Source organism: Longimicrobiales bacterium (assembly GCA_029245345.1).
GTDB lineage: Bacteria > Gemmatimonadota > Gemmatimonadetes > Longimicrobiales > Gaopeijiaceae > CALFPJ01.
Map to the genome: position 1 here is coordinate 81,406 of JAQWPM010000007.1, position 14,841 is coordinate 96,246.

General features: G+C 60.5%; 11 protein-coding genes. 9 read left to right on the forward strand and 2 right to left on the reverse strand.

Features of this window, described 5'->3' with window-relative positions; translation table 11 throughout:
• The first annotated feature begins 2 nt into the window (after positions 1–2).
• From purB to add, 9 genes are read left to right on the forward strand one after another with little or no spacing between them, the layout of a single operon-like run.
• The gene (purB, locus tag P8L30_01690; protein ID MDG2238911.1) at positions 3–1,445 is read left to right on the forward strand and encodes an adenylosuccinate lyase; all 1,443 of its coding nucleotides are present in this window, start codon (positions 3–5) and stop codon (positions 1,443–1,445) included.
• Positions 1,438–2,385, forward strand: a complete 948-nt coding sequence (locus P8L30_01695) for a phosphoribosylaminoimidazolesuccinocarboxamide synthase (protein ID MDG2238912.1) — start codon at positions 1,438–1,440, stop codon at positions 2,383–2,385. The genes purB and P8L30_01695 overlap by 8 nt, the downstream gene beginning before the upstream one ends.
• Complete coding sequence (locus tag P8L30_01700; GenBank protein ID MDG2238913.1) at positions 2,382–3,047, forward strand: phosphatidylserine decarboxylase family protein; 666 nt, start codon at positions 2,382–2,384, stop codon at positions 3,045–3,047. Before P8L30_01695 ends, P8L30_01700 begins: the two co-directional genes overlap by 4 nt.
• Positions 3,044–3,940 carry a CDP-diacylglycerol--serine O-phosphatidyltransferase gene (gene pssA / locus P8L30_01705; GenBank protein ID MDG2238914.1) on the forward strand — a complete coding sequence of 299 codons (897 nt, stop codon included), beginning with the start codon at positions 3,044–3,046 and terminating at the stop codon, positions 3,938–3,940. The genes P8L30_01700 and pssA overlap by 4 nt, the downstream gene beginning before the upstream one ends.
• Positions 3,937–4,209 (forward strand): phosphoribosylformylglycinamidine synthase subunit PurS, encoded by a 273-nt coding sequence (purS, locus tag P8L30_01710; GenBank protein ID MDG2238915.1) that lies wholly within the window; start codon positions 3,937–3,939, stop codon positions 4,207–4,209. Before pssA ends, purS begins: the two co-directional genes overlap by 4 nt.
• On the forward strand, positions 4,206–4,904 hold the full coding sequence (gene purQ / locus P8L30_01715) for a phosphoribosylformylglycinamidine synthase subunit PurQ (protein MDG2238916.1): 699 nt from the start codon (positions 4,206–4,208) through the stop codon (positions 4,902–4,904). Before purS ends, purQ begins: the two co-directional genes overlap by 4 nt.
• A 36-nt stretch (positions 4,905–4,940) precedes the next feature.
• A complete protein-coding gene (purL, locus tag P8L30_01720; GenBank protein MDG2238917.1) occupies positions 4,941–7,241 on the forward strand; it encodes a phosphoribosylformylglycinamidine synthase subunit PurL in 2,301 nt (766 codons plus the stop codon).
• 3 nt (positions 7,242–7,244) lie between these two features.
• Positions 7,245–8,708 carry an amidophosphoribosyltransferase gene (gene purF / locus P8L30_01725; GenBank protein MDG2238918.1) on the forward strand — a complete coding sequence of 488 codons (1,464 nt, stop codon included), beginning with the start codon at positions 7,245–7,247 and terminating at the stop codon, positions 8,706–8,708.
• On the forward strand, positions 8,705–9,736 hold the full coding sequence (gene add / locus P8L30_01730; protein ID MDG2238919.1) for an adenosine deaminase: 1,032 nt from the start codon (positions 8,705–8,707) through the stop codon (positions 9,734–9,736). The genes purF and add overlap by 4 nt, the downstream gene beginning before the upstream one ends.
• Positions 9,737–10,285: 549 nt before the next feature.
• Here the strand turns inward: add and P8L30_01735 are convergent.
• Both P8L30_01735 and fbp read right to left on the reverse strand, forming a co-directional pair.
• Positions 10,286–13,564, reverse strand: a complete 3,279-nt coding sequence (locus P8L30_01735) for an SdrD B-like domain-containing protein (GenBank protein MDG2238920.1) — start codon at positions 13,562–13,564, stop codon at positions 10,286–10,288.
• A gap of 168 nt (positions 13,565–13,732) precedes the next feature.
• Positions 13,733–14,734, reverse strand: a complete 1,002-nt coding sequence (gene fbp, locus P8L30_01740; GenBank protein ID MDG2238921.1) for a class 1 fructose-bisphosphatase — start codon at positions 14,732–14,734, stop codon at positions 13,733–13,735.
• Positions 14,735–14,841: the final 107 nt, after the last annotated feature.

Consider the following 14,841-nt stretch of genomic DNA (forward strand, 5'->3'; position numbering starts at 1 on the left):
CGTTGACCGCACCTGATCGATACACCCACCCACTCTCGGAGCGTTATGCGTCCCGAGAGATGCAGCAGGTCTTCTCGCCAGCCAACCGCTACGGAACTTGGCGCCGCCTATGGCTGGCCCTCGCAGAGTCCGAAGCCGAACTCGGACTCGACATTTCCGAGTCCGCGCTCGCTCAGATGCGGGCGACGCTGGATACGATCGACCTGGACCGGGCCGCGGAATACGAGAAACGCTTCCGGCACGACGTCATGGCCCACGTCCACCTGTACGGCGACGACGCTCCGGACGCTCGAGGTATTATTCACCTGGGTGCAACCAGTGCGTTCATCGGTGACAACACTGACCTGATCCTGCACCGCCAGGCACTCCAGCTCGTACGGGCACGACTGGTGCGCTGTGTGGACGCACTTTCTCAATTCGCGGAGAAGTACGCATCCCTCGCCACCTTGGGCTTCACGCATTTCCAACCGGCCCAGCCGACTACGGTCGGCAAGCGTGCCACGCTTTGGATTCAAGACCTGCTGCTCGACATCGAGGAGATCGACCACCGGCTCTCGAGCCTTCGTTTCCGTGGTGTCAGAGGGACGACAGGTACTCAGGCCTCGTTCCTGGAACTGTTCAGCCGTGACCACGACAAGGTCGACACGCTCGACCTGGCGGTCGGTCAGCGCATGGGGTTTGAGGCCACGTACCCGGTGAGCGGTCAGACCTACCCCAGAAAAGTGGACTATGCGATCCAAGCTTCGCTCGCCGGTGCGGCTGCATCTCTTTCTAAGATGGGTCATGATTGGCGACTGCTCGCCCACCTACGTGAGGTCGAGGAGCCGTTTGAGTCGGAGCAAATCGGTTCATCCGCCATGCCCTACAAGCGGAATCCTATGCGCGCCGAGAGGATCTGCGCGCTCACGCGACATGTGATCGTCCTTTCCCAAGATCCGGCATTCACAGCAGCCACTCAGTGGTTGGAGCGTACCCTGGACGATTCGGCCAACCGGCGCGTCTCCGTGCCGGATGCCTTCTTGGCGCTGGACGGCTCGCTCGTCCTCGCGGAGAACGTGGCCAAGGGACTCATCGTGAATCCTCAGGTCGTCCGTAGGAATCTCGCGGAGCACCTTCCCTTCATGGCCACGGAGACGATCTTGATGCACGCCGTGTCGCGGGGTGGCGATCGCCAGAATCTGCACGAGAAGATTCGGGTGCATTCCATGGCCGCTGCGGGACGCATGAAAGAAGAGGGTGCCGACGCCGATCTTCTTGATCGGATCGCTGCAGATGAGGCATTCGGACTCACTTCAAAAGAGCTCGACGACCTGGTAGATCCCATACGGTTTGTGGGTCGGGCACCTCAACAAGTGACACATTTCTTGGAAGCTTCCGTCCGCCCGGTGCTCGAACGACTCCGGGGTGAAGCAGACCATTTGAACGACCCGGAGATCCATGTCTGACGATAGCCCTGTTCTCGAATCGAAGCTCGACCTGCGCCTCATTCATCAAGGCAAGGTCCGCGACGTCTACGAAGTCGATGACCGCACGCTGCTCATGGTCGCCAGTGACCGAATCAGCGCCTTCGACGTCATCCTGCCCCAGCCAATTCCTCATAAGGGAGAAGTGCTCACTCAGGTGACGGCTTGGTGGATGGACCAACTTGGAGATCGTATACCACACCATCTCATCGCGGTCGATCCCGACGTGATCATCGAACGCCACCCGGAACTGGCCGCCTCGCGTGCCCAGTGGGAACGTCGGGCAATGCTCGTTAAGCGAACCCGGCCCGTTTTGGTTGAGTGTGTGGTGCGTGGCTACATCACTGGCTCGGCGTGGAAGGAGTACAACGAGCACGGTACGCTCGCGAACGAACCCCTCAGCCCGGGCCTCCAAGAGTCGGAAAAATTGGTTCCTCCCATTTTCTCACCCGCCACGAAGGCCGAGAAGGGAGCACACGATGAGAACATCACCTTCGGCCAGACCATCGAGGTCCTCGGAGAGGAACTGTCACACCGCCTTCGTGACCTTTCATTCGAGATCTATGCCTACGGACGGGACGTCGCGGAGACGTGCAATATCATCCTGGCAGACACCAAGTTCGAGTTCGGTCACGACGCGGACGGAGAACTCCTACTGATTGATGAGGTCCTTACGCCTGACTCGTCCCGCTTCTGGCCCAAAGAGAGCTACGGGGTTGGGCGTGGCCAGCCGTCGTTGGACAAACAACCGGTGCGTGATTGGCTCGAAACGCTCAAGGGATGGGACAAGAACCCTCCTGGCCCGGACCTCCCGGATGAGGTCGTGCGGGCAGTCAGTGACCGCTATCAGGACGTCTTCCGCCGTTTGACCGGCATCGAGCTCGCCGACTACCGCCCGCCGCACTTCGAGGCAGGTCAGTGAGTTTCGCCCGCGAAGGGTACCCATTCATAGGCATTGGGGTGCTCCTGGCGGGCGCTGGCTGGGTCGCTGTTTGGGGTGGCATAGGCGGTAATTGGGTTCGCCTACTCGCCATCACGCTGACCCTACTCACACTCTTTACGGTGTGGTTCTTCCGCGACCCGGAGCCTGGTACGCCGACTGAACCGGGGCTCGTCATCGCACCCGGCAACGGGAAGATCATCAGCATTACGGAAGAAGATGAACCTACCTACATGGGCGGCAAAGCCCGCCGCATAACGATTTTTCTGAGTGTCTTCGACGTTCACGTCCAGCGCTCACCTGTGAGCGGAACCGTTGAGCACCGCGTCTACAAGCCGGGCAAATACCTCGTCGCCTGGGCAGAGAAGGCATCTTCTGACAACGAACAGGCGTCTCTAGGTATTCGGACCCCTTCAGGTCCGGTACTCGTGCGACAGATCGCAGGCCTCATCGCGAGACGTATTGTGACGGACCACGCCGTGGGAGACGAAGTGTTGCGGGGGCACAGGATCGGTATAATCCGGTTCGGCTCACGGGTCGACCTGTTCATCCCCTTGGATTGGGAGGTAGTCAGTTCCGTCGGGGACCGCGTTCGGGTAGGTTCGACGGTGCTCGCCCGCCACCCGGTAGACACTGACGCATGAGAACGCCTCGCGCACCGCGCAGAGAGACCCTTCAACGCGGGATCATCATCCTCCCGTCGGCGTTCACGCTCGGAAACCTGTTTTTCGGACTCTATGCTATCGTCGCCGCCACCCGTGGAGACCTAGTCTGGGCTGGCTGGTTCATCATGTTTGCGGGCACGCTCGACATGCTCGACGGCAGCGTTGCACGCCTAACGAGAACGGGCTCGCGTTTCGGAGCCGAGTTGGACTCGCTCGTAGACGCCATCTCCTTCGGCGTTGCCCCCGGAATGATCGCCTACGAGCTCTTCTTCTTCGACGCCCAGTGGGCATGGACGCTGTCCTTCGTCTGGGTGACCGCGGTCGTCGTACGCTTGGCCCGATTCAACATCGAACAGGGCGGCGAAGCCAAACGGTCGTTCCACGGATTGCCGTCTCCAGCCGCCGGAATGGCGCTCGCCTCGTACTACCCGTTCAGCCAGACGCCATTCTTCGAGACCTACCTTTTCGATCTCCCTTGGGCCCAGATCATCGGCATTTCGATGGTCCTACTGAGCGTGTTGATGGTGAGCCACGTTCCGTATGCAAAGGTCCCCAAGATCGGGTTAAGAACCGTGAAGGGTGTCACGACCACGGTCTTCGTGCTTACGACGGTCTTCGCCGCGTTCGCGTTTCCGCGCTACGTCATCTTCAGTTCGTTCCTCATCTACATCTCCTGGGGACTTGTGAAATCGGTCCTTCTGGGACTGCTCGATCGGCTCCCCGGTGGCGATCCGCTGCTTGATGAGGACGAGCACGACATGGACGATCGTGCAGAGGTTCGAGAGCTCGCATATGCAGATTTCGACTCGGCACCATCGGACATATCACGATCCAACTCCATACTAAACAACGATTTGGAGGACCAGGCTTGAGTCAGTTCAGACTAGAAGTTCGAGTAAAACCCCGTCCCGGATTACTCGACCCCCAAGGCAAGGCGATCCACCATGCCCTCAATTCGCTCGGTTGGGACGGCGTAGCCGACGTCCGCGTCGGGAAGGCCATCTACATCGACATCGCAGCCGAGTCATCGGAAGCGGCTGTCGAAGCCGCTGAGGCCATGTGCCGGAAGATCTTGGCGAATCCAGTGACCGAGGACTACGAGGTGACTGGTGTGACCGAGATCGAGGTCGCCGGCGCATGAGGGTAGCGGTCATCACCTTTCCCGGCTCCAACTGCGACTACGATCTCTACAAAGCGGCCCAGCAAGTTGAGGCTAGCCCCGAGTTCATCTGGCACCGCGAAAGGGGGTTGGATGGCTACGACGCAGTCCTGCTGCCCGGAGGCTTCTCTTACGGCGACTATCTGCGAGCCGGCGCAATCGCACGCATGAGTCCTATTATGGAAGACGTCGTCGCCTTCGCGGAACGAGGCGGCCCAGTCTTAGGGATCTGCAACGGTTTTCAAATCCTGTGCGAGGCAGGGCTTCTGCCCGGTGCGCTCATGCGCAACAACGTGCTCAAGTTCGCCAGCAAGGATGTCTTCTTAGGCGTTGAGCGGACGGACACTCCGTTCACGACAGCGTACGCCAAGGACCAGGTCCTCCGTATTCCGATCGCCCACGGCGAAGGGAACTACGAAGCAGATCGCGAGACCCTCGAGCGTATCGAAGGTCAAGGCCAGGTCGTGTTTCGATATGTCACCTCTGAAGGCGCGAGGACGGACATAGCGAATCCAAACGGCTCCTGGCATGACATCGCAGGTCTCACCAACAGCGCGGGCAACGTGCTCGGCATGATGCCTCACCCAGAACGTGCGATGGAGGAGCTCCTGGGCTCCACGGACGGAACCGGGGTTTTCACCTCACTCGTTGCGAGCCTTTCGGCCGCCGTGAGCTGACACCACTAAACACTTCATCAGGACATAGAACCAACCGTGAGCACGGTCGACGAAAGCTCTACGGACCACATGGTCGATCCCCGCGAGGGCGACCCCGAGATCACTGCCGAACTCGTAGCCGATCACGGCCTCTCCGAAGACGAGTACGAGCAGATAAAGAGGATCATGGGCAGAACACCGACCTTCACGGAGCTCGGTGTATTCAGTGCCATGTGGTCAGAGCACTGTGGGTATAAAAACTCCCGCCCGCTCCTGAGTCTCCTGCCCACTCAAGCACCTTGGGTGATCCAGGGACCTGGTGAGAACGCCGGCGTGATCGACGTGGGTGAGGGATACGCGCTCGCGTTCAAGATCGAGTCGCACAACCACCCGTCCGCAGTCGAACCCTACCAAGGCGCGGCCACAGGAGTGGGTGGAATTCTGCGCGACATCTTCACGATGGGCGCGCGCCCGGTCGCGATCCTGGACTCCCTCCGTTTCGGTGACCTGGACACTGGCCGGGTCAAATACCTGTTCAGCGGCGTGGTCAGCGGTGTGGGGGACTACGGCAACTGTATGGGCGTTCCCAACATCGGTGGAGAGGTCGTCTTCGACCGCGGGTACGAAGGCAATCCCATCGTGAATGCCATGTGCCTGGGGCTGATGAAGCACGAAGATCTTATTACTGCCTCGGCGTCCGGAGACGGCAATCCTCTGATGGCGGTCGGCGCACGTACCGGTCGAGACGGCATTCACGGTGCGACGTTCGCAAGTGAAGAGCTCAGTGAAGATTCCGACGAGTCGTCACGCCCACGAGTTCAAGTGGGAGACCCGTTTACTGAGAAGCTGCTCCTTGAAGCGAGTCTCGCATTGATCGCCAGCGGAGCCATCTCTGGTATTCAGGACATGGGCGCCGCGGGCATTACCTCTTCCGCCTCTGAAATGGCCGGACGGGGTGGAAGCGGCGTCGAGATCGACATGGCCCTGGTGCCGGTACGCGAGCCGAACATGACTCCCTACGAGATTCTGCTCTCCGAATCTCAGGAGCGCATGCTCGTTGTGGCAGAGAAGGGTAAAGAGAGCGAAGTCGTCCGCATTTTGGAGAAGTGGGAGCTGGAAGCGAAGGTGATCGGCCGGGTAACGTCTGACGGACGCTTTAGGGTGCTCGAAGGCGGCAGAACGGTCGCGGACATCCCAGCGCTACCGCTGACAGAGGAGTGCCCAACCTATGAGCGTGAAGGCGTCGAAGGTGAGGACATCATCGCGCTTCGGGAAATGGACCTTTCCGAGCATCTGATCCCACGTGGCGACCTCACGAAGAGCTTCCTTATGCTCTTGGGCTCTCCGAACGTGGCGTCCAAGCAGTGGGTCTATCACCAGTATGACACGACCGTCCGCACCTCGACGGTGGTGCGTCCGGGAGCAGCCTCGGGAGTCATCCGGATCCGAGGCACAAACCGCGCGGTCGCAGCGACGACCGACTGCAACGGACGTTTCGTCTACTTGGAGCCACGAACGGGAGCTCTGGGGGCGATGGCCGAGGCAGCGAGAAACCTCGTCTGCGTCGGGGCTACGCCTACAGCAATCACGAACAACCTCAACTTCGGCAATCCGCTCAAACCCCACATTTATTACCAATTCCGTGAGGCAGTGGGCGGCATGTCGGACGCCTGCGAAATGTTCGAAACACCGGTAACGGGCGGGAACGTCTCGTTCTACAACGAGACCGACGGAGCCGCGATCTATCCGACGCCCGTAATTGGGATGGTGGGTGTCATCGAGGACGTTTCCAAGATCACAGCCCAAGCTTTCCAGAACGAAGGCGACGACATCGTCTTGCTCGGAGCAAACACGGCGGAGATGGGCGGGTCTGAGTACCTCTACGTTACCGCAGATCTCGTTGCCGGCGCCCCACCTGCAGTCGACCTGCTCGGGGAACGCGCGCTACAACACTGCGTGCTTGCATTGATTCATGACCGCCTGCTCTCTTCGGCCCACGACTGCTCCGAGGGGGGCTTGGCATGTGCGATCGCCGAAAGCGCCCTCGGAAACGGCGAAGCGCCATTCGGGGCTGATGTGACGATCAAGGACGACCTCGCTCCCGTAGCCGCGCTCTTTGCAGAGTCACAGGGCCGGGTAGTCATTTCATGTGACCCCAGTAGGACGGGGGAAGTCTTGCGGATCGCGGAACGCCACGATGTCCCTGCCCTGAAAATCGGGAACGTCGGCCCGCAGGGCGGCGCGTTCCGGATCACCCTCCACGAAGGCTCTGTGGAGTGCGGCGTCGACGAAGCCGCCTCAGTCTATTTCGGTGCTATTCCTGCCATCATGAACGGTCCAACCGCCTCGGAGACCTGATCCGTGTCCAACCCTCCCCGGAAACTGCCTGTCGATCCTGAAGACGACTGCATTTTCGACCCCTACGACGACGGCCCTCGTGAAGAGTGTGGCGTTGTCGGGATAAGCGGCATCGACTTGGCGTCGGAGCAGGCTTTTCTAGCCATGTACGCGCTCCAGCACCGAGGGCAAGAAGCCGCCGGCTTGGTGACCTTCGACGACGAGGGCCCACACGTACTGAAGGGTGAGGGGCTGGTGGGTGACATCTTCAAGACCTGGTCCGTGCGGAAGCTGACCGGCCGCACCGCGGTCGGCCACGTTCGGTACTCGACAGCGGGGGGCAGTGACCTCGACAACATTCAGCCGATCATCGCCCGGTATGCCCGGGGCCAGATCGCGTTGGCGCACAACGGAAACCTGACGAACCACTACGATCTCCGAAAACGATTGGTGGAGGACGGAGCGATATTCCGCAGCTCCTCGGACTCGGAGATGCTGGTTCACCTGATTGCCAAATCGCGACACGACAGTATCGATGCACAGGTCGATGACGCTCTGACGCACCTTGAAGGTGCGTTCAGTATCGTGATCTCGATCGACGACACCGTCTACGCCGCGCGTGACTCGCGCGGATTCAGGCCTCTCGTACTGGGTAGAAAGGACGGCGGGCACGTCGTTGCGAGCGAATCCTGTGCGCTGGACATTCTCGACGCGGAATACGTCAGAGACATAGCCCCGGGTGAGGTCATCAAGATCGAGGACGGCAAGGTCACGCAGCTGAGAAGCCTGCCCCCGGCAGTCAGTCCGTCACCGTGCATCTTCGAACTCGTCTACTTCGCTCGCCCGGACTCACGCATTTGGGGCCAGAGCGTTGACGCGGCACGCCGCGCTTTCGGCAGGAGGCTCGCCATTGAACACCCCATCGAGGCCGATGCCGTCGTAGCCGTTCCCGACAGCGCCAATTCAGCGGCTCTTGGCTACGCCGAAGAGAGCGGGATTCCGTTCGAACTCGGGATCCTTCGGCACCACTATGTAGGTCGGACCTTCATCAAGCCTTCCCAAAAAGACCGCGATTTCGGTGCGCGCATGAAGTACAACCCGGTGAAGCACGTCCTAGAGGGAAAGAGAGTTGTCATCGTAGACGATTCCTTGGTTCGCGGCACAACGAGCAAGAGCCTCGTCCGTATGCTCCGCCAAGCTGGCGCCAAGGAAGTCCACTTCCGAATCGGAAGCCCTCCTGTGAAATGGCCATGCTTCTACGGCATCGACATGCCTACAAAGGGTGAGTTGATCGCCTCTTCGATGGAGGTTTCGGAGATCGCCGAGACGTTGGGCGTGGACTCCTTAGGCTATTTGTCGCCGGAGGGAATGGTTGAAGCGGTGGCAGACGGCGGGCCGTACTGCTCCGCTTGCTTCTCCGGTGAGTACCCCGCCCCCCTGATCGACGTCGACAAGGGCTTTGTGTCCTCGGAGGGCCCCGGGCATTGAGCCCATCCTCCGAGTTCCTTTTCCGCCTGCCGAAGGCAGAGTTGCATGTGCACTTAGACGGCAGCCTACGTACCGACACGATGCTCGACCTTGCGGCCGAACGAGGCATCACGATGCCTGCTCCGACCGCGGAAAGCCTCTACGAGTACATGGTCGTATCGGACGCGGAAAACCTCGAAGAGTACCTCGCGCGCTTCCACCTGACGTTGTCCGTCATGCAGGACGCCGAAGCGATCGAACGCATCGCCTACGAGTTGGCCGAGGATCACGCCAAAGAGAACGTCACCTACATGGAGGCGCGCTTCAGCCCGATCCTCAACGCTGAAGGTGATCTGGAGCCCTACGAAGCCCTGGAAGCGGCGCTGCGCGGGCTCTCTCGAGCGGAACAGGACTACGACATCCGCACTGGAGTCATCGTCTGCGCCCTTCGGAGCCTCCCGGCATCTGTGTCCACCGAAATGGCTGAATTGGCCGTCGGACATGCCGATAAGGGCGTGTGCGCGTTCGACGTGGCGGGTGCAGAGGCAGGAAACCCAGTCCGAGACCACCTCGAAGCCCTCAGAACGGCGGACGCCGCGGGCCTTCCGATTACGATCCATGCCGGAGAGGGCTTCGGCGCATCGTCGATCCGGCAAGCGGTCGACGAAGGCCGTGCAGGGCGCATCGGCCACGGCACACGCCTCCTGGAGGATGAAGAGCTCCTCGCCCAGGTAAGGGACGCTGGCATCGCTCTGGAGGTCTGTCAGACTTCCAACGTACAGACCAGGGTCGCCGCGACCCACGCGGACCATCCCCTCAAGCACTACTACGACGAGGGCGTCACGGTGTGCATTGGCACAGACAACCGTCTGATGAGCGGTGTGACGCTCACAGAGGAGTACGAGCACGCTCGGGATGACCTCAGGTTTACTGAAACTGAGCTGCTTCGGGTGGCTCGGATGGGCTTTGAGAGCGCGTATGTGGGTGCTGACGCGAAGACTGAGCTGTTGGCGGACTTTGACGGGCGGGTTGAGGTGCTGACGGGCTAAAGAAGGCAGGCGAACGCGCGCGACGCTGCTCTTCGCGGGTGCGCTGCGTTCTGGCTGGGGTCTTTCCGGGCCTCAAGGGGGTCTTCCTGTGCTCTTGCTTGCTCGTTCACTTCGCTCCGAGGCATAGCCCCTCGAGCCCCGCGAAGAGCAGCGTCACACACGTCCCCCCGCCCCGCTTTGGAGGCACAACCGGCATCCCGTTTCGGGTACCTCCGCTTCGCGGTCAGCTGGTTGTCTCCACGGGTACCTGGCCAATCGCCGTCTCGTGAGATGGATGGCGGCGAGGCTCGTCATGGTTCGCTGGGGCACAGGTCGCGCTACGCGCGACTACGGCGGGGCCTCGCCAGAGAGCGCGGCGGGGGCGCTTCGTACCGTCGGGCCTACGTGACCCATGAAGTGGTACTCCAGGTGTAATAAACGCTGCGAGAAGGGCCCGCGCTCACACAGCCACACGCGAACACAAGCCTACTCACGCAAAAAACCCCCGCCGGACCGAAGTCCGACGGGGGCCTTTTCGCTCAGGTAGCGTGAGCTACCCGGAGTTCAGCGTTAGCTGATCTCGTAAGCCGCGATCGTCTCAACGTCGTTGTTGCCAACGATCGTCGCGAGGACGTTTACGTCGACACCGCCAGCGACACCGTCGAGACCCTCGTTGACCGTGTACCCACCCGTTGCCGGAGCAACGTCGAGCTGGTACACACCTTCGAGCAGGCCGCTGAACGTGTAGTTACCGCTCGCGTCCGTGTCGAAGTTCTGAATGTGCGGCGACGGCACACCATGCTTCAGTGTGCAAGCACCCGCTGCCGGTGGCGACGGCGCTGCTGGTGCCGTCTGACACCGTGTGAGCGTCACGCGAACACCAGTCGTCACGCCGACACCAGCCGCCGTGATTTGACCCTTGACCGTACCGGTCTGGAACAGGTGTACGAAGTTGGCATCGCCCGTGGTGAGCGCGCCGTTCGCGTTGTTCGGGCCAGCGCCGACGTTACCTGCGTCGGCTGCCGCTGTACCCGTCAGGTAGTTCCAGCGCGGGAACTCATCCAGCTGCGCCGGAGGTGACATGTTACCGGCCTGACGCGTACCGGACTGGTTGAGCGTAGCGCCCGCACCAACCGCAGCAACGGTGGTGACCGCAGCCGTACTCGTCACAGAACCCGTTGCCGACAGCCCACGGAGGACCGTGGCGTTGGACGGGCTCGTTACCTGCACGATGTAAGCACCCTCACGGAGACCCGAGAACCCATAGGCACCGACAATATCCGTCGTGGTGCTGGAAACGATGGACTCGCCGGAATCAATGACACCGTCAGCATCCGTGTCACTAATGAGGTCGACCGCGACACCGGACAGAGCTTCGTCCGGATCGATCGTGTTGAAATCTGCGTCACGATCGTTGACCACCACGCCCTGAACCTTCGTGTCCATGCGAACCGCCTGATAGTTCGCAACCGTGGTCACCGTACCGTAGCCCTGGACATCACGCGACGCAGTCTTCGCGTCGTCGTTGTTCACGTTACCGGAATTGGTAGCTACGGTAAGCGTATCGAAGAACTCCCAAGTACCGGCGATGTCTGCAACCGTCACCGTGTACGGTCCCTCGCGCACACCGGTGAACGCGTAGGCACCGGTTGCGCTCGTGGTGTCCATGTAGGACGCCGTGCCCTGGGTGTTCAGGGCCGTCGGGGCAAGCGTAACGATCACGCTTGCCGCTGCGGTGACCCCGTCAGCGGCCATTGCGACACCTGAAACCGTGTTGTTGGCCGTCTTGATGGCAAACGTCGAGTTGCCTGCACCACCCGTGAGGGTCTGGTCGGTGTAGACTTGATCCGATCCATCCAGCGTAATCGAAACCGTCGTATCCGAAAGAACGACCACGTTGGTGCCGTCGGTTGCTCTTGCATGCAGCGTGTAGCTGCCCGTCGCGATGTTCGCCATGGTAAGCGCACCGGCGGCGGGAGCTGTCGGCCCAGAGACCGAAGCCGGCGTCGCCGCCGTGCTGAACAGCTCCATCAGCGTGGTACCGTCCACGTTACCGCGGTCGTCCAAAGCGGTGAACGTCGGCACCGCCGAAGAATCATCACGCTCGTGATGGATCCCCACCGAAATGTCCATATCAGTGTAGGTCACATGCTGTGTACCGAGAGCAATGGTCGTTCCAGCTGGATCAGTTCCGTTCCAGATGTAGCTGAGGAACGATCCTGCCGCGGTGCCACCACTTGCCGTGGGGGCCTGCGTGAACGCATGGCCATTCGCACCCGCCTGCGTATCACGGAGCCGGAACCAAAGCGTATCCGGGAACACACCGTCACCGCCGTCACCGCTGGCGATGATCGTAGCCGGCGTAACGGTGAAGGTCGCATCACCATTTGCATCCGTCGTTGCGCCCGAACCCACAATGGCACCAGAGATGGTCGAGTCAACCCGCGAACGCATGATCACGCCCCAGCTTGCCAGCGTATCTGCGTCGCTCTCAGCGGCGTGCACCGTGAACGTGATCGAGTTGTACAGAGCGTCGAACTCGTCGTTAGCCGTGGAAATCGAATCCTTGGCCGAGTACTTGATCTCAAGGATTTGCTCACCGCTCAACGTGTGTGTGACCGACGGCGGACCTGTGACTGAAGCAAAGATGACCTGGTCAATCTCAGCCGAGTTCGGGCTCACATCCGCAGTCCGCGCGAAGCGGAACGTGGAGTAGCCATCCGCACCCGTAGCGACGGCCCCGAGGCGGCCGGTCGCGGTAGCTGCGACAGCGTTCGCCTGGGTGTCATACAGGCTGATCGTCCAGCCAACCACCGGCGACTGCTTCGGCCCGGGCGTCGTCGAGACGTCGTTATCCGTACCGAGGAAACCACCGACCTTGATGGCCTGCGTCGTGATATCGAACGGGAAGTCGACCGTTCCGGTCGAACCCGTCGTCAAGGTGATCAACTGCGGGTTGGTGCCGCCAAACGTGACCATGCCCGGAATTGGGGCACCCATCGTGAGCGTCACGCGGTAGGTACCAGCAGCGAGATCCGACACCGAGAAGGTACCATCAGCAGCTGTGACAACAGTAGACGTGTTGTCTACCAGAACACCCTCGATCGTGACGGTAACACCTGCCACCGAGAGGTTGTCCTCGAGACCAGCGCTGAACGAGTTGTCTTTGTCGTTCTCGTCAAGGAACATACGGCCCGTAATCATGGCCGTCGTGAGCAGTGAACCACCGAAACTCACAACCTCAGAAGAACCAACACCCAGCGTCACCGACTCAGACGTGGCTGCGAAGCTGTAGGTGCTGTCGTCGAAGCCGGACACTGCAACCGTGTAGGTTCCAGCGCGGAGACCGCTGAAGGAGTAGTCGCCGCCGGTGCCGGTCGTCGTGGTGGCCGCAGCGTTGAGCGAAGCCTGCCCGTTGAGCGAAGCCCCCCCGGTGAGCGAAACGGTCACCCCGGCTAGGCCTAAGCCGCCGCCGGTAACCGAACCAAGAATGGCCGAGGTCCGAATGTACGAACCACTGAAGTTAGCAGTGGCCACCTGACCAGCCGACGAAACCGTGACGGCCATGACTGTGGCGGCAAAACTCGCGTCGGAGGCGAATCCGCTAATGGTTACCGTGTACGAACCGGCTGTAACTCCAGTGAAGGAGTATGCGCCGGATCCGTCCGTCGTCGCGCTAACGCCAGACGACAGACCCACGGATACACCAGAAGCAGCCGAGCCTTCGAGCGTGACTACGCCGGACACCGTGCCTGTGACCGGAGGAGCGACGATAACCGGCGCTTCTCCTTCTTCACAAGCAGCGACTGTCACCAGCGCTGCGAGAGTCAAATACTTAAAAAACTTCATTTCACCTGAATTCCGTTTAGGAATGGATGACTTGCCCCGAGTGGGCATATAGAACCGAGAATGATTGGAGCAATAACAATGCCACTTTTTGACTCAACCTAAATCATTGCAAGACAACGCCTTAGGGAGTCATCAGCTTTCTGAGGGAAAGCGGAAAACCACCTACCCTCAGATTTCTGAGCCTTCTCTCAATAGTCGCTCCGCCAGATCCACAAACTCCGCTGATCCGATGTAGAGCGGGACTCGCTGATGGAGTGCCTCGGGGATGACGTCCATGATGTCCTGAAATCCAGTGCTGGCACGGCCTCCAGCTTGTTCAGCGACCATCGCCATGGGTGCCGCTTCATAGAGAAGCCGGAGCTTTCCGGCCCCATTGATGGAATCTCCGGGGTACATGAAGATCCCGCCCTGTAAAAGCGTCCGATGGAAGTCTGCGACAAGCGATCCGATATAACGAGATCCGAATCCACCGTCCGTCTTCAAATGACTCACCAGGCGCTGCTGACCCTGCGACCACCGGGCAAAATACGCTTCGTTGATCGAATAGATCTTCCGGGGCGGGTCAGGGAAGCGCATTTGGGGGTGGCTCAGTACGAATTCACCCAGGGACGGATCCAGCGTGAAGCCGTGGACACCGGCCCCGGTGGTATACACGAGCATGGTCGAGGAGCCGTAAAGCACATATCCAGCGGCTACCTGGCGGCTTCCCGGCTGGAGACAGTCGTCCAGTGTTCCCCGCTCACCCGTACTGACTTTGCAATGGATACTGAAGATTGTGCCGATCGACACGTTCACATCGATGTTCGACGAACCATCGAGCGGATCAAAAATCACCACATACTCACCGGCATCGAACTTGTCCGGGATCGGGATGAATTCTTCGTGCTCCTCTGATGCCATGCAGGCAACGAGGCCGGTATGGTCCAAGGCACGGTACATGACCTGGTCTGCGAACGCATCCAGCTTCTGAACCGTCTCCCCGTGGACGTTGCGACCACCAGCATCACCAAGAATGTCTGCGAGACCTGCCTTGTTCACTTCTCGCCCGATCACCTTAGCTGCTAGGGCGATATCGTGAAGGAGGCTCGTGAAGGCCCCGGTGGCGGCAGGTGCGTCCCGCTCCTGATCCACCAAGAAACGGGAGATGGTGACAACGTGACTTTCGAGCATCGAGAGCGGGGTCCTGTACGCTTGGCTTGGATAGAAAGCCGTGACGAGGGCTACCGAGGATAGAAACGCTGCGTAAGCAGGTCAACGCCACGGCAGTCTTCCGGACC